This is a genomic window from Thermococcus waiotapuensis (genome assembly GCF_055384795.1).
In genome coordinates, this window is sequence record NZ_AP042429.1 from 497,317 (window position 1) to 516,348 (window position 19,032).

The 19,032-nt window shown below is 55.8% G+C and carries 8 protein-coding genes; 6 read left to right on the forward strand and 2 right to left on the reverse strand.

Annotated elements, in window-relative coordinates; genetic code table 11:
• Positions 1-45 precede the first annotated feature (45 nt).
• Positions 46-507, forward strand: a complete 462-nt coding sequence (locus ACZ47M_RS02800) for a 6-carboxytetrahydropterin synthase (protein ID WP_315340920.1) — start codon at positions 46-48, stop codon at positions 505-507.
• Between the two features lie 18 nt (positions 508-525).
• Here the strand turns inward: ACZ47M_RS02800 and ACZ47M_RS02805 are convergent, their stop codons facing one another.
• The gene (locus ACZ47M_RS02805) at positions 526-1,098 is read right to left on the reverse strand and encodes a DUF998 domain-containing protein (protein WP_315339822.1); all 573 of its coding nucleotides are present in this window, start codon (positions 1,096-1,098) and stop codon (positions 526-528) included.
• A gap of 103 nt (positions 1,099-1,201) precedes the next feature.
• Between ACZ47M_RS02805 and ACZ47M_RS02810 the strand changes: the two genes are divergently transcribed.
• A complete protein-coding gene (locus ACZ47M_RS02810; RefSeq protein WP_315339824.1) occupies positions 1,202-2,374 on the forward strand; it encodes an MFS transporter in 1,173 nt (390 codons plus the stop codon).
• Positions 2,375-2,426: 52 nt separating this feature from the next.
• Here the strand turns inward: ACZ47M_RS02810 and ACZ47M_RS02815 are convergent, their stop codons facing one another.
• The gene (locus tag ACZ47M_RS02815; protein ID WP_315339827.1) at positions 2,427-3,101 is read right to left on the reverse strand and encodes a diphthine--ammonia ligase; all 675 of its coding nucleotides are present in this window, start codon (positions 3,099-3,101) and stop codon (positions 2,427-2,429) included.
• A 182-nt stretch (positions 3,102-3,283) separates the two neighbouring features.
• Here ACZ47M_RS02815 and ACZ47M_RS02820 point away from each other — a divergent pair, with 182 nt between their 5' ends.
• The 4 genes from ACZ47M_RS02820 (at position 3,284) to ACZ47M_RS02835 (ending at position 19,010) form a co-directional block, all read left to right on the forward strand.
• A complete protein-coding gene (locus ACZ47M_RS02820) occupies positions 3,284-4,432 on the forward strand; it encodes an inositol-3-phosphate synthase (protein ID WP_315339831.1) in 1,149 nt (382 codons plus the stop codon).
• Positions 4,433-4,831: 399 nt separating this feature from the next.
• Entirely contained in the window at positions 4,832-4,993 is a 162-nt protein-coding gene (locus ACZ47M_RS02825; RefSeq protein WP_315339833.1) for a hypothetical protein, read from the forward strand.
• Positions 4,990-17,364, forward strand: a complete 12,375-nt coding sequence (locus ACZ47M_RS02830; RefSeq protein ID WP_315339836.1) for a CARDB domain-containing protein — start codon at positions 4,990-4,992, stop codon at positions 17,362-17,364. Before ACZ47M_RS02825 ends, ACZ47M_RS02830 begins: the two co-directional genes overlap by 4 nt.
• A 107-nt stretch (positions 17,365-17,471) precedes the next feature.
• On the forward strand, positions 17,472-19,010 hold the full coding sequence (locus ACZ47M_RS02835) for a dihydropteroate synthase-like protein (protein WP_315339838.1): 1,539 nt from the start codon (positions 17,472-17,474) through the stop codon (positions 19,008-19,010).
• Positions 19,011-19,032: the final 22 nt, after the last annotated feature.

Below are 19,032 nucleotides of genomic sequence, written 5' to 3' on the forward strand. Positions count from 1 at the left end.
AGTAAGAGTTATAATGACCTGGCCCAAGTCCTCCCGGTGGGGAAGATGGCCTTCAAAGTGAGCGAGAGGAAGATAAGCTGGCACAAGGACTTTGATAGTTCTCACTTTCTTGCCCTGCCCTACGAGAGCAAGTGCCTCCGCATACACGGCCACACCTACAACGTTGACGTGGAAATATGGGGCGAGCTAAACGAGAACGGCATGATATTCGACTTCAACCACCTCAGCAACCTCGTGAAGCTCCTCGATCACAGAATCCTGGTAAGCGAGGAGTGGGTCTCCCAGAGGGGAGAAGGAAAGCTTATAATAGAGAAGAACGGGAAGAGGATAGAGCTTCCGGAAAATGAGGTAGTCGTCCTCAACAGGCCAAACGTTACTGCGGAGTACATTGCCGAGTGGTTTGCAGAAAGAATAGCTGAGAAGGCCGGGGAAAACGTAAGAAAGATAAAGGTCAGAGTATGGGAAGACCCGAGGAGCCATGCCGAAGTAACGCTGGAAAGGGCCTGACGGCTCTCTTTTTGAAGCTTACGCTGTCGCTTCCGCAGACGCGACTCTCAACATCACCAGGTAGTGCCAGCAGACTATCGCGAAAACCCCTATGAACTCAGCCACGGCAACGCCCCTGAAGTGTCTCCTGGCCCAGAGGGCGAGGATCCATGCGAGTGCAAATATCGCTATTGTGGAGTAGAGGATTTCCCTGTTTCCAGCAATTCCCATGCCAGCTCCAGCCATGAGCAGTCCGAGGCTTGCCGTCAGAAAGAAGGCCCAGCTGACGTAGTAGTGGGGCGAAGTCCCCTCCGGGAAGACTCCTATAGCTGTAAGAAAAGCCAGGCCGATGGCAAAGATTACAATCCCGGCCCTTTCCAGGGCGTTTCTGCTCCTCTTGATAAGCCAGGTCGCGTAGTATATGCCGAGAAGCGCGGCCAGAACCAGGGAGGCGTTCATCACCCAGTTGTACTTCAGGCCAACCCTCCCCATATCGCTTATCGCGTTCTCCGTGAGCCTCCACCAGCTGCGGTTTATCACGATGGCCGCAAAAACGCCACCCAACCCCACAATTGGAGCTAGAATTCCCGCCAAAAGATGGGAGTTCCTCATGGGACCACCCGCGGAAATTTTGTGAGAAAGAATAAATAGCTGTCGCTGCCGCGGATCTGAGCGTTTCGACAAGTTTATAAACGGACTCTCCCCACGGGGAACCATGAGATCCTACGCTTCCTTCGGCCGCGACGCTTATCTAATCGTGATTTACTCCTTTTTTGGCTGGTTAGGGGGCAATATGGCCGGATTCATAGTCCCGTTTTACTTCAAATCCCTGGGAATGGACTACTCAAGGATGGGCTTCATTTTCTCGGTCTCAACAGCCGCCCAGGCTGCGCTGCTCCTGTTCTCCGGATCCATAATCGTCAGGATCGGGCACAGGCGGAGCATCCTGCTGGCGCTCTCCCTCTTCGCCTCCGGAAGGCTCATCCAGGTCTTCCTGCCCGAGCTGGGATTCTTAATGGTGGCCTCGGTCCTCCTCGGCGTTGCCACGGCCCTCGAGGGGCCAGCCCTGATCTCCCTCCTGAGCGAGGAAGCGAGCAATGAGAACAGACACTACCTCTTTTCCCTTAACTCCGCCGTGGGGACTTTCGGGGCGGCCTTCGGAACCCTCCTGGGTGGTTTCTTACCGGGAGTTTTCAGCGGTGGTTCCCCTTACAAGGAGACGTTGCTCCTCTCCACGGCGTTCATATTCATACAGATGGGCCTAATATCGCTCGTTCGCCCGATAATCAAAAGGGAGGGAAAGAGGATAGCTTTCATGAGAGAAACTGCCGTAAAGATCCTCAGGTTTTCCCTTCCGAACGCCCTCATCGGCCTTGGCGCGGGAGTGACCATTCCCTACGTGGGCCTGTGGTTTAACAAACGCTTTGGCACCGGCCTTGAGAGCATCGGGAGCCTCTTTGCAATCCAGCAGTTCGTCATGGGGCTCGGGATGTTCCTCCTTCCGGCTGTAGCGGATAGGATGGGGAGCGTGAAGACCATAGTGGGTTTCAACGGGGGTGCAACGCTCCTCATAGCTGGGATGCCCTTCCTCCCGACCTTTCCCTTAGCGGCGCTGGTATACATGGTCAGGACAATCCTCATGAACATCGTCAACCCCATATGGGACGCCTTCCTGATGAGGTTCTTCTCAACGGAGGAGCGCTCCAACGCCTTAGCCCTTAGGGATCTCGCATGGACCGCCACCTTCGGGCTCGGTCAATACCTCGGAGGCCTCATATTCGACCGCTCTCTTACCCTGCCCTTCCTGCTGACTGGTGCCCTCTACGGCATTTCAATGGCAACGTTCTGGGCCCTCTTCGCGGGAGAAGAGGAGGGTGCCAAAAGTTAGAGCGGAACTATCGGTTACTCCCGATCCTGCCCGGAATCTCTTCATTGCTCGGTTACTTAGGCTCCAGGTGCGCCCTCTTTACCTCCAAAACGCCCGAGTAGTTGCACCCGTTCCACTTCATCTCGACTTCGTCAAAGACTATCCTCGCCTTGAAGAAGGGAGCATCCCTCACGAAGGTCTCGAATTCTCCGCCTTCCCCAGCTATGTGAATTCCATACTTCTCGTGGAGTTTGATCAGCTCTCCCAAGGCTTTATCGTCAATTCTCCTCCCGAGCCAGCTTTCGTCGAGGCCGTAGGCGGCGGTACCGACCATAACAATGTCAAAAATCCCAACGAGCTCGCGCATGTAACTAACGGGATCGCGGTGCCATGCGGGTGCAAAGCTCTCAAGGCCAAGTTCTTCAGCAACCTTATCAACCCTTTCCTTCTGATACTCGCTCGCCAGGGCCCCTGAAACGACGCCATCAATTTTTAACCCCTCGAGAACCGCTCTCATGTCCTCTACCTCTTTCTCTTTCTCGCCTCTCGTGAAGCCCTTGACGAGGGGGATCCCTATGGCTTTGGCCTGGAGCTCGGTGAGGTGGATGTTCGGGACGTGGTACATGTAGCTGTCCTCCCTCTCGCTCACCATGCTGACAAGGTACTTAACCTCAAACCCATGCTTGAGCGCCCAGTAGAGGGCGTAGTTGGAATCTTTTCCCCCCGAATACAGCACAGCGACGCGCATCCCGTGGCCACCGTAACACGGACTTAAAACGCGCTTAAAAAGGTGATGTTGGGGAGGCGATGATACTCGCAATTCCGGCGAACCTGGTCCTCCTGCCCGTTATCTGATAGCAAAAAAGTTTCATGAGCGAAAACTATTTAACCACTGTAAAATATCCTACCCCAATAAAGGAGGTGTAGGGAATGGTCAGGGTTGTCATACTCGGACAGGGTTACGTTGCCAGCATCTTCGCGAGCGGGCTGGAGAAGATAAAGGCAGGAAAGATTGAGCCCTACGGTGTGCCACTTACCGATGAGCTGCCGATTAAAATCAAGGACATAGAGATAGTGGGCTCCTACGACGTAGACGCGAGTAAAGTAGGAAAAGACCTCTACGAAGTTGTTAAAGCCTACGACCCGGAAGCCCCGGAGAGCCTCAGGGGGATAACCGTCAGGAAGGGCGTCCACCTGAGGAGCCTGAGAAACCTCCCGCTCAAAGCTACAGGCCTCGACGACGAGATGACCCTCGAGGAGGCCGTTGAGAGGCTCGTCAGCGAGTGGAAGGAGCTCAGGCCTGACGTCTTCGTCAACGTCTGCACCACCGAGGCTTTTGTCCCCTTCAATAGCAGGGAAGAGCTCGAGAAGGCCATTGCCGGGGACAGAAAGGACAGGCTCACGGCAACTCAGGTTTATGTCTATGCTGCGGCAAAGTACGCCAGGGAGGTTGGAGGGGCGGCCTTCGTCAACGCGATTCCCACTTTAATAGCCAACGACCCCGTCTACGTTGAGCTCGCGAAGGAGAGCAACCTCGTTGTCTTCGGTGACGATGGAGCGACCGGTGCAACGCCGCTCACAGCTGACATACTCAGCCACCTCGCCCAGAGGAACCGCTACGTCTTAGATATAGCGCAGTTCAACATCGGCGGAAACCAGGACTTCCTCGCCCTGACAGACCAGGAGAGGAACAGGAGCAAGGAGTTCACGAAGTCGAGCGTTGTTGAGGATCTGCTCGGTTACAACGCCCCGCACTACATCAAGCCCACCGGTTACCTTGAGCCGCTCGACGATAAGAAGTTCATAGCGATGCACATTGAATACGTCTCCTTCAACGGTGCCCACGACGAGCTCGTCGTAACCGGGAGGATAAACGACAGCCCGGCTTTGGCCGGTCTCCTCGTCGACCTCGTCAGGCTTGGAAAGATGGCCGTTGACAGGAAGGAGTTTGGAACGGTTTACGAGGTCAACGCCTTCTACATGAAGAACCCGGGGCCGAAGGAGGCCAGGAACATACCGCGCATCATTGCCTATGAAAAGATGCGCACCTGGGCAGGGCTCAAGCCAAGGTGGCTTTGAAGGCCTTTACTTTTTCTCCCGATAGCCCTTTAAAGGGAGTCACTCCCTGGAAGGCCTTGGTGGAAAAGGTGAATCCCCGTGTCTTTCCCTTTTTTGCTCCTAAATGAGCAATATCGCTCAGCTTACCTGCTCGCTCGCCGGTTGCACGTAGCTTCTCTGGCTTCACTGTGAAGTGACCGATGCTCGACTGGATGTCGGCTTTGATAATTTTTGTCAAACCGAAATGGTAAGTAGAGGTTTGGAGTATTCTTCTCTGGTGGTATTGATGGGAGATCCCAACACTGCCCCCTCCAGGGGGCCGGGTTACTTTGGAGGGGAGTTTGGAGCAGATGAAACTTTTCTAACACGACCAAGCTATGAACTGGCTTTCTCCCTGAGGCACTCACCGGGGGTGTTGTAATGCTCAGGGAGATAAGACGCGAGCTCGTGGAGTACATACATGAAACGACGGGCATTGACAGGGAGACCATAATTAAGGCTCTCCAAGCCGAGGAGTCCTTCTTTGTCATGCAGGTCGAGAAAAGCCTCAAAAATGAGAGGAGCGGGAGGGAGGAAAGTTGAAAAGAACGATGGCCCTTCTCCTCCTTGTTGTCCTGCTGACATCAATGGTGCCTCCCTGGGCCGTTAAGGTGAGAATGGTCCACGCTCAGGCTGAAGAGGCCGCGGATGTTGGGATCGTGGATACCGCTTATAAGGTTTCAGGGGGGGACATCATCATCAACGCCACGCTGAAAAACTATGGAGGGGCCAGCGGGCCTTTCAACGTCACATTCGAGGTTTTCACCCCCATGGGCCCACCTCCTGCAGTGGAGGTGTCTTTCAAGTGGGTAAACATCACGGAGTACCTCAAAGATGCGGTGGTTGCAGATGACGGGGACTACATCGAGAACGGGAGCGCGGTTCTAAGGTGTGACGACAGCTACTTAATCTACAAACTTCCGTTCAAGCTGAACTTCTTCGGGAGGAGCATAACCAACATCTCGGTCAGTACAAACGGCTACATTGAGCTGCTCGGCAAGTGGGAGGAACCGAATTTTGGTGGAGCCTTTGGTGTGCACATGGATGCAGACTACTCCACGAGCGACATCATATTCGCCCTCGATGACGACCTCGATACCAGGAACGGCTATCTGCTCGTGGTCGGCTTTCCTGACAGGGTGGTGGTTGAGTGGTTCGGTTCAACATACCGGGACAGGAACTCCCTCTCAAACCCCCTGAACTTCCAGGTGGTCATCTTCGCCAACGGGACAATAAGGTGGAGCTACCGCCTGCTTGAGTATTCCTCATATAGCTATGACCTCTTCACCGGCTACTACTCCAAGGTCACCGGGGAGACCGTCGGCTTCGAAAAGGCCGCGGGCAAAAGCTTCGAGCTGAAGGTTCCCTCTGGTTCTCCGACGGTAAAACGTGTTGAGGTCTCGGGAATGCCTGAGGGGGGAAGCACAAACGTCTCGGTTACCCTCCCCCTGGGGGAGTACTATGTGAAGATCATAGCGGACGATGAGGAAGTTCTTGACGACCCCTACAGGGGTGATAACATAGCGGAGCTCGGGATATGGCCAGGGGACTACTGGGTGGAGAGCGCGACCATCGGAGAGGTCACGCCTGGCAAGTGGGTGGATATCAACTTCACGGTCAGGAGCACATCGAAGAACCCCCGCGCAGTGGTTGAGCTCCTGCGGGACGGAAAGGTCGAGGGACGGTGGAATCTTTACGGGAAGGATTTCAAAAACGGTACCGCCTCTGGAAGGGTAAGCTGGTTCGCCCAAGGAGGGAACTATAACCTCGCACTTGTTGTGAGGGCAGACTTGGACATCAACGAAACGAACAACGCCTATTTCCTCGGGGAATACAACCTCCCACTGCCCAACTTCAGGATAGCTAACTACACGATCAGACTCCCCGATTGTCTCGGTGAGAGGGCGCTCATTCTGGTCAACGTCACCAACGATGGAGGGGCTAACTGGAGCTGGGTTGATGTAAGGGCCTCGGTTCTCTACGGGGACAACACAACGGTGAGCTACCTCAAGACGATCTCGCTGAACGCTGGAGAGACTAAAGAGGTAACCCTGGGCTTAGATGTGAAGCCGGGCAACGTTACGGGAGTCAGGATAGAGATTGACCCCTACGAAAAAGTCGTGGAGTCAAATGAGAGCGACAACTCCCTCACAGTTCCCGTATCAAGAACCTACGAAAAACCTGATTTCACAGTCTCATCCATTGAAGTCCCGGCGAACGTCTCCACCGGAAACACCTACCAAGTGAATGCCACCATCGAAAACCTCGGCGGCTGCTATGCCGGAAACGTCAGGGTGAACCTCTACGAGAACGACTATTACGAGAGCTACGCCTACACGACGGTCAACGGTTCCACCAGGGTTTCTCTTGGGTGGACGCCTTCTTATGTCAGTGAGATAAACCTAACGGTTATCGTTGACCCGTACAACTACATTCCCGAGCTGAACGAGGACAACAACGAGCTGACAAAGACCGTTTTTGTGAGCGGTCCAGACTTAGTGATAACGAAGGTCACGCTTTTGAACTTCGATGGGATTGCAGGAAGCGAAGCCACCTTCAACGTAACGGTGAAGAACATGGGGAAGTCCTTCACAGGGGGCTTCTACGTTGGAACAAGGGGGGCGCTGGGTGATGATTCTGAGTATATCTCAGGCGGCCTTGCCGAAAACGAGAGCAAGTGGGTGATCCTTAGGCCGATCCTCAACGGTGGCAGCTACAACCTCACGTTCAAGGCGGACGTTTACAGCTACATTCCCGAGCTGAACGAGAGCAACAACGAGTACAAATTCCCCATCGGCGTGCCCCTTCCTGATTTTGTTGTAACAAACGTGAGCATGCCCACCAACACCGTTGGCTACGTTATCTTTAAAGTGAACATTACAAACCTGGGGGCGCCATACAACGTTACGCAATATTCCGTACCGGTCCTCTTCAAACTGCCATGGGGCACTTACACCAGCTACATCAACAGGTACACCGTTGGGAACCTCTTTGAGAGCGGGGAGAGCGCTTTACTGCAGTTCTCCGTGGTTGTGTACCCGCCCGGGGGCACAGTTAACGTTACGGTGAACTCGAATGGCAGAATAGCCGAGGCCTCTTCGGATAACTCCAAGGTCTTCAACTACACCACCGGCTATCCCGACTTCGTGCCAGGGCTGATCCTCTCCGAGGGCTTTAAAGCTGGGGATAACGTTATCGTAACGGTGGTGGTGTTCAACAGGGGAAACGCCACCTTCAACGGCACTGGGGGCCCAGGACTGTCCGTGCACCTGAATCACACGACGGAGGTTGGGGGATCTCAATCGTACTTCACCCTTTATGGGCTGATTCCACCGGGAGGAAACCTGACAAGGACGGCAACGATCAATGCCCAGGGCGGCCTGAACACCATAACAGTAAAACTCGACCACTCAAACACCTGGGCGGAGCTGAACGAGAGCAACAACGTTGACTCGGTGAGCTTCACCCTTGAGAAGCCCGACTTCGCGATAACGGGACTCTCTGTTCCCGGTGAGGTTCTCAACGGCTCGGCCTACCTCTGGAAGGGTTACGAGATAAGGGTGAACGTGACAAACCTCGGTGGGGACTTCGGAGGCACACTCGCCGTTTTCCTCTACGAGGATGACCATTACGAGTCCTCAGACTTGATAAGTGGTCTTGCTAGGGGTGAGACCAAAACCGTGACCCTCTACTACTACCCCGACCCGGGAAGCCACGACGTAACGGTCATTGTCGACGGATCCAACTGGTGGGCCGAGGGCCGCGAGGATAACAACAGGAGAACCTTCCAGACGTCCTTTGGACTGCCGGAACTCCAGCCCCTCGGCGTGACGTGGGAACCCTACAACTTCACCTCGGGTGAGAACGTCAGGTTTACGGTCTACACCACGAACCTCGGGCAGGCCTTCTACAGGAGCTTCTCGACGAGGTTAGAGATCTGGAACGGAACGAGCAGGATAGCCTACGGCTGGGCGTATCCATCCGACTGGTATTTTGACCCAAACGCCACAAAGACCCTCACGTGGACGTGGTACAACGCCAGGCCAGGCAACCTGACGGTTAAGGTAATCGTGGACTATTACAACGACATTCCCGAGCTCAACGAGAGCAACAACGAGTACACGGCATACTTAGGCTCGATCGGGACGCCGGACTTCGAGCTCGAGAACCTGAGCGTCGGTGAGCTCGCCTACGGAAAGTGGGTCGACGTAAACGTCACTCTAAGGAACCTCGGCCAGGCCCTCTACAGGCCCTTCAGCGTGCTCTTCAACATCAGCGGGGAACTCTACTACAGAACCGTCTACGGCATCGGCGCAAACGGGTCAGTTGGGCTGAACTTCAGGTGGTACGCCGATAGAGTTGGGGAGGTATTGATTACCGTAAAGGCCGATCCGGGCAACGGGATAATAGAATCCGACGAGAGCAACAACGAGGTTTCCTGCAGCTATTACATCGAGCCCCCCGACTTAACGATAAGCTCCTACGAGTGGGTTCAGGCTGATTTGGCGAAGGGCTACCTCACCTACCGCGTGAACGTCACGAACCTCGCCGGAGACACCTATAGGGGCTTCTACGTGGCCCTCTATGTAGACGGGGAGTTCAAGGGGGAGGTCTGGGTCAGCTCGCTTATGGATAGCAAGACCGTTGAAAAAACAATCTCCTGGCGCTTCAACGTCGGCGGAACCCACGAGGTGAAGCTCGTCGTTGATCCCTGGAACTACATCCCGGAGAGCGACGAAACGAACAACGAGGTCAACACTGAAGTTACTATCGAACTGCCCGACATCGTGGTTACCTCCATAAGCACCCCGGAGATGCACGCCAATGCTTTCTTCCTGGTAAACATAACCGTTAGAAACGTCGGAAACCAGGACATCGGGAGGGGCTTCCCGGTTGTGGTCTACCAGGACGGCAGATATCTCGGATGGGCATGGGTTGGCTCTCTCCCCGCCGGAGGCGAGGCGAACGTTACCGTCTGGATAAGGCCCTATCCGGGCGATTCAACGCTGAAGGCCATTGCAGACTCGGGGAACTACGTTGTAGAGGTCAACGAGACCAACAACGAGTACTCTATTTCTGTCCACGTTAGGGCGCCGGACATAAAGGTAGTCTCGCTCTCGCCGGGGAACTTCACTTACTCCGGTGAAACGGCCAGCGCAACGGTTACCCTCAGGAACACCGGCGACTACGAGACAGGAGCGTTCTTTATTGTGATTCGCAATGGAGTAAAAATCCTCGGGAGGGCCTACGCCCCGAGCATAGCCCCCGGCGAAGAGAAGAACGTCACTGTGGCATGGACGACCGACTCCGGAAGCTACAACCTCACGGCGGTGGCTGATCCGGAAGATGTCATCCGCGAGTGGGACGAGACGAACAACGAGGTTGCCGTCCAGGTCACCGTCCCTGCTCCGGATCTGGTCGTTACTTCATTCGCCTACTCAGGAAGCGAGGTCGTTGGGGCTTACATCAACTTCACGGTTACCATCAAGAACATGGGAAGCACAACGATGCTTCCCTTCCACGTCGGGATATACGCAAACGGCACGCTCGTCGCCGTGGAACTCGTCCGCGGCTTGGGTGGAGGGGAAAACGTAACCCTGACCTTCACCAACGCCTGGAAGGCCCGCTATGGCACCTACACCCTGAGGGCGGTTGCTGATCCATTCAAGGAGGTCAGCGAACTGGACGAGACCAACAACGAGAAGAACGTATCAGTGACGATAATCGACGAGAAAGCCCCCTACCCTGTCCAGTTTTACCCGGCCAACGGGAGCTTCACCAACGAGCCCGCCGTTGGAATTCTCCTATGGGACGACGGTTCAGGGGTTGACCTGCTCAGGAGCGAGCTCGGGCTCTACCTCAACGGGAACCCGGTCAACGGCTCATCAGCCTTCATTTACGGCTGGCTGGTCTTCCAGAACTCGACGCCTCTCCAGGACGGGAACTACACGGCGGTGGCCACGGCATACGATGGGGCAGGGAACTACAGGACCTACGCCTGGAGCTTCGTCCTCGACAGGAAGGCACCGGAGATAAGGACGAACGTCACGGATGGAGCGCCTTACAACGGGAGAGTGGTTCCGGGCGTTGAGGTCATTGACGAGAACCTGGAGAACTACACGGTAACGGTCAACGGAAGGCCCTTCACTGGAAAGGCCATACAGGTGGACGGAACTTACACTCTCGAGGTTAAGGCGGTGGATAAGGCCGGCAACAAAGCCGAGCTGAGGGTTACCTTCACAGTTAATGGCATCCCGCACCCGCCGGGCGGTTTAACGGTCAGGCTCAACGGCTCCTACGTCGAGTTGAGCTGGCTCCCCAGCGGGGATTCCGACATAGCTGGTTACTACGTCTACCGCGATGGAGTCAGGTTAAACGACGAGCCCGTTGAGGTTACCCGCTTCCGCGACCTCTACTCGGGAAGCCTCAACTACAGCGTAACCGCGGTCGACTTCGCCGGCTTCGAGAGCGAGCCAGCCTACCTCTTCCCGGCGAGGCTGACCATAACGCCTGGAAAGCTCGTGACCAGCTATCCCGCTTCCATCAAAGTCACAGTTGAGAACTACGACGGCGCCGCCACCGGAAGGCTGGCCCTTGAGCTGGTGGATACCTTCGGAAACGTTATTGAGCGGCTTGAGAGGGGGGTCGAACTCTTACCTGGCAACACCACCGAGACCTTTGTTGCGACCGTTCCAGAGGGCCTCGGCTCTCTGAGGGCTTCGCTTACCGTCCGCGGCTCTTCGACCGAGGTGCTCCTCCCCGTGGGACCGACCGAGGCCGGGGCCCCAGAGATCACCGTGCACAGCCCGAGAACCGGTCTCCCGACGCTGGTGGAGGTAAAGCTGACCAACCACGGCTCGGCACCGCTCGATACTTCAACTGCAACGCTAAAGCTCGGGAACGCCACAGGGGAGCCCATTTCGCTGTTGCCAGTTCTAATGCCAGGCAAGAGCGCGACCCTGAGCTACCGGGTCGTTCCTGGGGGAAGGGGAACCTACAACCTGACCTTCAGGCTTGGTGGAATAGTTACCATTAAAGAGATCCAGGTCAGGGACCCCGTGGCGAACCCAGTAATGCTCTCCACCGAGGGCTTTGTCAAGGGTGGAAGGGCAAAGGTCTACGTAACATTCAGGAACACGGGAACTGCTCCACTTACCGTCAGGGCCGTTAGCGTTCTCGGGATGGAGAGGAGCTTCTCAATAACCGTCCCGCCGAACCTTTCCTTCTCCGCTTCCTTCGACTACGTTGTCCCGGCCGACGCGCCGAAGGAGATGGCCATCAAAGCAACGGTCAGAACCGACGTTGGAGACTTCACGAGGGTAGCCACCGTTTCAACGGAAGAGCCTCCCTACAACGCCAACGTCACCGTTGGTAGGGTCTTTGAGGCCGGTGAAGAGATCACCATCGAAGGCTTCGCCTACAACGCCAGTGGACTGCTCCCGAACGTTACGGTGAGAGTTGCAATAGCGAGGGGCGACTTCGTGAGGGAGTACGCCGTCATGACAGACGGAACCGGCCACTTCAGACTGACCTTCAGGCCCTATCCAGGGGAAGCGGGCCACTTCGTCGTGAGCGCGACACACCCGAGAGTCCTGACCCTTGAGAGGGACGCCGAGTTCGACATAGTGGGCATAAGCGTGAGACCGGACGTCTACGCCCTCAGGGTCACGAGGGAGTTCAGCGGGAAGATCGAGATAACCCTCGTGAACTACTGGGAAGAGTCCAACGTCTCCGTTTCCGTGAGCGCTCCGGCATGGCTAAACCTCACCATCCCATCGATCCTGACCCTGAGGCCCGGCGTTAACATGGTTGAGGTTGCCCTCTCGAGCAATAACGCCGTGAACGGAACGGCGACGATAACTTTCAGAACGACCCAGCTCGGCCTGACCATAGAGAGGAACCTCACGCTGAACTTTATCGTTCTCCCGCCCGAACCGATAATCGTCGTTGAGCCGGGGGCCCTTGAGGTTGGAGTAGTCACTGGAGAGACCGCGAGCAGGAGCATAACCATAAAGAACGTCGGCTTCGAGACGCTTAGGAACGTTACCGTTGAGAGCTCCATCAGCTGGGTTAAAGTAACGAGCAACTTCGCTCAGCTTGCTCCTAAGGGAGCCGAGAGCATAGCCCTCTACATAGTGCCACCCTCGAACTTAACTGGAACTTTCGAGGGCAGAATAAAGGTGGGCTCCTCCAACTACCGCGATGTTATCATTCCGCTCAGGATCACAGTGACGCCGAACGCCACCGGAGCTGTCACAGTCATAGCTATGGATCCCAACGCCACGAGGCTCGGCGGTGCAAAAGTTGTCCTCTACAACGGCTACGCCCACTTCGAGGGAGATACCGATGAGAAGGGCACGATAACTTTCACCGACGTCCCGATAGGTGACTACACCCTCTTCGTCTCGAAGGAGGGCTATTACACGGTGAGCAGGAAGGTAACCGTCGAGGCCGGCTCTGAGAAGAACGTAACGGCTGTGCTGATGCCCTCAATCCTCCAGGTCGAGTGGGAGGTAGTGCCAGTAACGATAGAGGACGTCTACATAATCAGGCACGAGATAGGCTACTCCACCCACGTCCCGGCGCCGGAGATAACGAGCTCCGGTGGCGACCTTGAGGTCTACGTGGACTACAAGAAGCTCGCAGAGGCAGGCTTTGTGGAGCTCCGCGGCCAGCTCATAGTTACGAACACCCACCCATACGTCTCGGTCTTCAACGTCACCTTTGAGAGCAGCGGGAGCCACTACATCGATGTCGAGTTCGCGGTAGATAGGATAGACGAGCTGAAGCCCGGGGAGAGCGTCGTCGTTCCCTACGTTGTGAGGATCTACTACCAGCGCTCGCCGCCGATGAACCCCTGCTTCCACGAGACCACCGTGCTCAAGCTCAAAGCTGGAGTTATATGCGTTGAAGAGGCCGGAAAGATAACCCTGGAGGCCCAGAAGGTTCACCAGATAGTTGTCAAGCCCACCTGTGAGGGTTGCTTGAAGTCCCTGGCACTGGTTGGGGGGAAGGTAGGGTTCCTTGTCCTGGGCCAGGCTATAGGGGACATCCTCGGTGAGATAGACGACACAAACTTGGCCAACACCATAGCTGGTGAGGCACAGGATAACCTGGAGAGCCTCTACGACGCCTACGCCGGGCTGGTCATGAACCCCACACCAGAAAACTACGAGAACTTCGTTGAGACATTCAACTCAGTCAAGAACAACCTCGCCCAGCTCCTGGCGTCCCCCTTCGCCACGGACCCGTTGCTGTATCAGGAGGTCTACAACCGGATATCCTCCTTCCAGCTCACAGTAGTTAAGGACTCCAGCGGCAACATCGTCGGCTTTGGAATGACCATAACTAAGAACCCGACCTACGTCTACGCCATGGGAACGGTGAGCGTGACGGACGGGCAGGTAACGGTTGACTGGGAGAAGGTAACTTCTATAGCGACCAGCCTGGTCTCGGGAGTGCTTTCAAAGCTCGGAAGCGTTGGGTCAAGCGTCGTTGGAGCACTTGACATCTTCCAGCTCATAGACAAGGTCGTGAGCGACATGACTCCCTACCTGGCGCAGGCGGGCATAAACTGCGGGGTCTGTCTGTTGCACAACAACTGTGCACCTCCGCAGAGTGGGGAACCCAGCGTTGCGCAGCTCATCTACTACGGCTCCCTCGGTGGCTACAGCTATGTCTCTCCTGGAGTTGGTGGCGACGGTGGAGGAGGGATCAGCGTCGGCAGGTTCACGTGTGAAGGCCTACCAACCGTCCGCGGGGGAAGTCCCGGGAGCTCAGGCGGGGGTTCAAGCACGCAGAGCTGTCCGTCCTGTTCCATCCAGGCCTTTGAGAAGGCCGGAAGCGTGGCAGGAGGGAGGGTATGCAGGGCCGTTCAGCTTGGTGAGGAGGGGGCCTTAACCGACGGCGGAGGCGGAGACGATCCTGGGAACACACTGCACATGTGCGTTGACCTCGTCATAACCATCGAGCAGAGGCTCACCTTCGAGAGGCAGGCCTTCAGGGCCTCGCTGAAGTTCACGAACACCAACGCCAACTACAGCCTTAGCAACGTCAACGTCAGCGTGCTCTTCTTCGACAGCGGGGGCAAGCCGGCCAACGACAGGTTCTTTGTCAGACTCGACGAGGAGAGCGGTTTAACCGGCGACACACTGCCGCCCCAGGGGCAGGCGAAGATGAGGTGGCTGATAATTCCGAAGGTCGGTGCGGCGGAGAAGTTCAGGACGCGCTACTACGTTATGGCCAACATAACAGCTAAAGTTGGCAACACGACGCTCGTCTACGAGACGTGGCCCGTTTTGATAGAGGTCGAACCCGTTCCTCAGCTTGAGCTTGATTACGTTATCCCGCCGAAGGTCTACGGTGATGACCCCTACACGCCGGAGAAAGAACCACCGGTTCCCTTCGTCTTCGGTGTCAGGGTCAAGAACATCGGCTACGGCGTAGCCAAGAACCTCCGCATAGCCTCGGCCCAGCCGAGGATAGAGAAGGCAAGCTATCCTGGCGTCTACATCGACTTCAGGATACTTGGAACCCTCGTTAACGGCAGGAAGGTTCCGAACAGCCTCACAATTAACTTCGGCGACTTAAGGCCCGGAGAGAGCTCAACGGCTGCCTGGATAATGAGCGTTGAGGTAACCGGCGACTTCACCTACTACAACGCCACCTTCAGGCACAGCGACGAGCTTGGCGGCAACGAGACGTCTCTTATTAGGGAGGTCAGGACGCACTTCCTCCTGAAGGCCTTCAACAACACGGCCAACGACGACGGCATGCTCGACTTCCTGGTTGACGACGACAGGGATGGAATACCGGAGAAGATACTCGACTCCAGCGGAGAGGACTACACAGTTCTGTCGGTTAACTTCACGAACGAGACAGGCAGGGGCTTTGTAAAGGTAATCCCGCTTATCAGAAGCTCTGGCTGGATTTACATGAGCGTCCCGGTGACGGGATACACGAGAGCTATGAGGAGCGACGGGAAGGAGCCCGTGGCCCAGTGGATCGAGGGCGAAAAGCTCCACATCCTCGACCTCGGAACGGCGGACTTCTACGTCCTGAAGAGCAACAGGAAGCCAGTGCCGGTGATAAGCTACAGCGAGCCACTCGTGGTGAACGGGACTGTGAGCTTTGACGGGTCTCTGAGCTACGACCCCGACGGAAAGGTCGTGAGGTACCTCTGGCGCATAGGCAACGAGACCTTTGATGGTGTTAGGGTCGACTACACCTTCACAGAGCCAGGCGTCTACAACGTCACCCTAACTGTATGGGACGATGAAGGGGCCAACGCCTCGGTAACCAGGCAGATCAGGGTCTACGGAGGGGCTTCCTTTGCAGTTAGCCTGAGAATAAGCCCGGAGTGGGGAGTGATACCCTTCAACGTCTCCGTTTACCTCAACGTGACCAACCTCGGTGATGCTCCGGGAACCTACAACGCCACCCTCTACCTCGACGGGAGCCCGGTGGCATGGAGCGTTTCGGTGATCGAACCGGGTGAGAGCAGACTCTTCGCCTTTACCCTGGGGATAAACGGGGCCGGCGAGCACACCATCAGAGTGAACAACCTTAGCGCAGTCGTTAGGGGCTACCTCAACGTGAGCTTTGCCAAAAACGAGAGCTATGCTTTCAGCAGGGACTTTGGCTTCTACAACACAACCTCATGGGAGCCATTCAGGAGAGACTTCGAAGAGTGGAGCACGGAGATTCTCTCCACGGTAAGCGTCTCAACGGAGGGCTTTGACGAGGTGTTCAGCGTTAGCTTGGGGAACTGGAGCCTCCTAAGCTGGAGCGAGGATCTTGCAATAGGCTCGCAGACGGGCTGGATAAACGCGACCTACTTGAGGACGGTTGTGATAAGGGGCCTCATTGGCTACAACATGACGACCCTCTATCTCCACCAGGTCGTTAACCTGTTCGCCCATGCGGGCCACATCCATGACTCAGAACCGCCGAAGATAACCATACTCTATCCAAAGGCCACGGTATACGGGTCGAACGTTACTGAGATAAGGGTCAACGTGACGGATGAATCGGAGATAGCCTGGGTTAGGGCCGAGATAGACGGCATTCCCTACAGCTTGGCATTCGTTGATGGAGTTTGGGTCGCCAAAGTGAGCATAGGCGAGGGGTGGCACGAACTCATTGTTATGGCCTCGGACGTCTGGGGCAACGTTGGAAAGGCGAGCCTTAACTTCACGGTGAACACCAGCATCAGGGTACAGTACATCAACGGAACTGAGGTTATCACTATACCGGGCGAACTTGAGAGCGACGTCCAGGTATCAAACGAGACCGTCACAGTCACGGTTGTTGGAGCCGGATGGAGGGCAGTGTTTAATTTGCCGAAGAGCCAGAGACTCTTCATCGATGAGAGAATCTTTGATAGGCCATGGCTCCTGGTCAGAAGTTCGGCCGAACTTGAACGGGTCGAGGATATATCAAGGGACATAAACGACGCAGGTGAACGCTCTGTAATTCGGCTGGTGAGGGCGAAGATAAAGGGCGAGGAAGACGGATACGCAGTACTCATGGTTCCGAGAAGAGGCATGAAGGTTGCCGGTGTTCTCGTCTGGAAGGAAGGCACTTCATATCCGTTAGACACCAACCCGAACAGGAGTGTTGGATACTACGGAATTCTGGGGGACTACGTCTACGTCGTCACCTACGGGGAGTCGGTGGTCAAGATCCTGATGAAGAAAGACAGCGGGTCGAATACTGAGGCGAGCTCTCCGAGGTCCTACTGGGGCGTCTACTTCAATATATTCGAGGGCCTCAGGGATATGCTCCCCAGGGCCACCGGGAGAACCTCCGGCGGGATGTGTGGCACTACCGCTGCAATCCGGAGCCGGTTATGGCATGGAGTGCACACGGAAAAGATCCATATGCACACACTGGAACCTGGGGAAGGGGTCTGAACCTGCCCCTTTCTCTTTTCTTGAAAGGCTTCTCAGGTGGCTGGATTCAATGATCCTGGCCAACTACCAGCGGAGGGCATTTAAGGTTCAATACCCAAAACCTCACCATGGAGACTGCCAGAAGAATCCTCCTCGTCACGGGCAGGCTTGCCGAGCCGCTCGTGAGGAAGTACGGTAAAGGTTGCGACGTCTTTGTAACCCCGGTCAGCGTTGCGGCCTTCCTCACGCCGGAGCTTATAGCTCACTACCTCAAAAAGGCCGGGATCAGGAGTGAGGACTACGACTTAATCTTAATCCCCGGCCTCGTCCGCGGTTCTGCCCAGATCATTGAAGACGAGCTCGGAATCCCTGCATTCAAGGGGCCGAGGAACGCGATGGACTTGCCGCAGACCCTCAAGGCATTAAGCGAGGGCTTCAGGCTGAGCAAGGAAAAACCAGCGGATGAGCTTTTCTCGGTCGATGCGCTCAAGAAGGTTGAAGACATAAGGAACAGAACCCGGAACAGGGCCTACATTGAGGAAGCCCTGAAGAGGCCCTGGAATATTCTCATAGGCAACCTTCCCGCCGGCAGGGACTTTCCGGCCAGGATACTCGGTGAAGTTGTTGATTCCCCAAAGCTCGGCGTTGAAAAGACCGTCGAGAGGGCCCTCTACTACCTCCGCGAAGGGGCCGATATAGTCGACATCGGCATGGTTTCTGGAGAGACCAACCTCGACTTCATTGAGGAAATCCCGGAGATCAGGGAGCAACTCAAGGAGAAAGGCTTCGACGTCCCGATAAGCTTCGACTCTCTCAACACCGCCGAGATTGAGAAGGCCTTGAACCACGCTGATCTGTTCCTCAGCGTTGATGCTGGAAACCTCGAGGAGCTAATAACTGAAAAGCCCGTCGTTCTAATCCCGACGAACCAGAGGGAGGGCTTCTTTCCGACAAAGCCTGGAGAACGCGTCGAGTTTTTAGAAAAACTCAAGGAGAAGGCCCTGAATCTGGGCTACAAAAGGGTTATCATTGACCCAATCCTCGAGCACGTGCCCAATCTCGCGCGCTCCATAACCGCTTTCCAGCTCTACCGCGAGAGGAACCCCGACGATGTCCTGCTCGCGGGCGCTGGCAACGTGGTTGAGCTCTATGATGCTGACAGTGCTGGAATGAACGCCCTCCTTGCTGGAATCGCGAAGGAACTTTCCATAAGCCTGCTCCTCACCACAGAGGTCAGCGCAAAGGCGAAGGGCTCGGTGAGGGAGCTTAGAAGGGCGATAGATATGAACCTCTTCGACATGCCAAAAGACCTCGGCTTCGACCTTTTGCTCCTCAAGGAGAAGCGCGAGAGCGAGTGGAGGTTTGAGCCGGCTGAGAACATTATCGAAGCAAAGGAAAGGCCCGTCCAGCTTGAGCCGGTTTACTTCCGGATATGGGTGGAAAAAGGAAAAATCTGGGTAAACGCATACCGCAGTGCCGAGACAGTGCTCACCGTAACCGGGGAGGAGCCTAACGCGATAATAGACACGATTTTGGAGCACTTCGGGATAAGCCCGAGGCATGCTTTTTACCTTGGCCGCGAGCTGGAGAAGGCTAAGACCGCCCTGAAGTTGAGGAGGAGCTATGCTCAAGAGGCCGAGCTGTTCGGGGAGTTCTACTGGAGTTGAGAATAGAATAAAAAAACGTCTC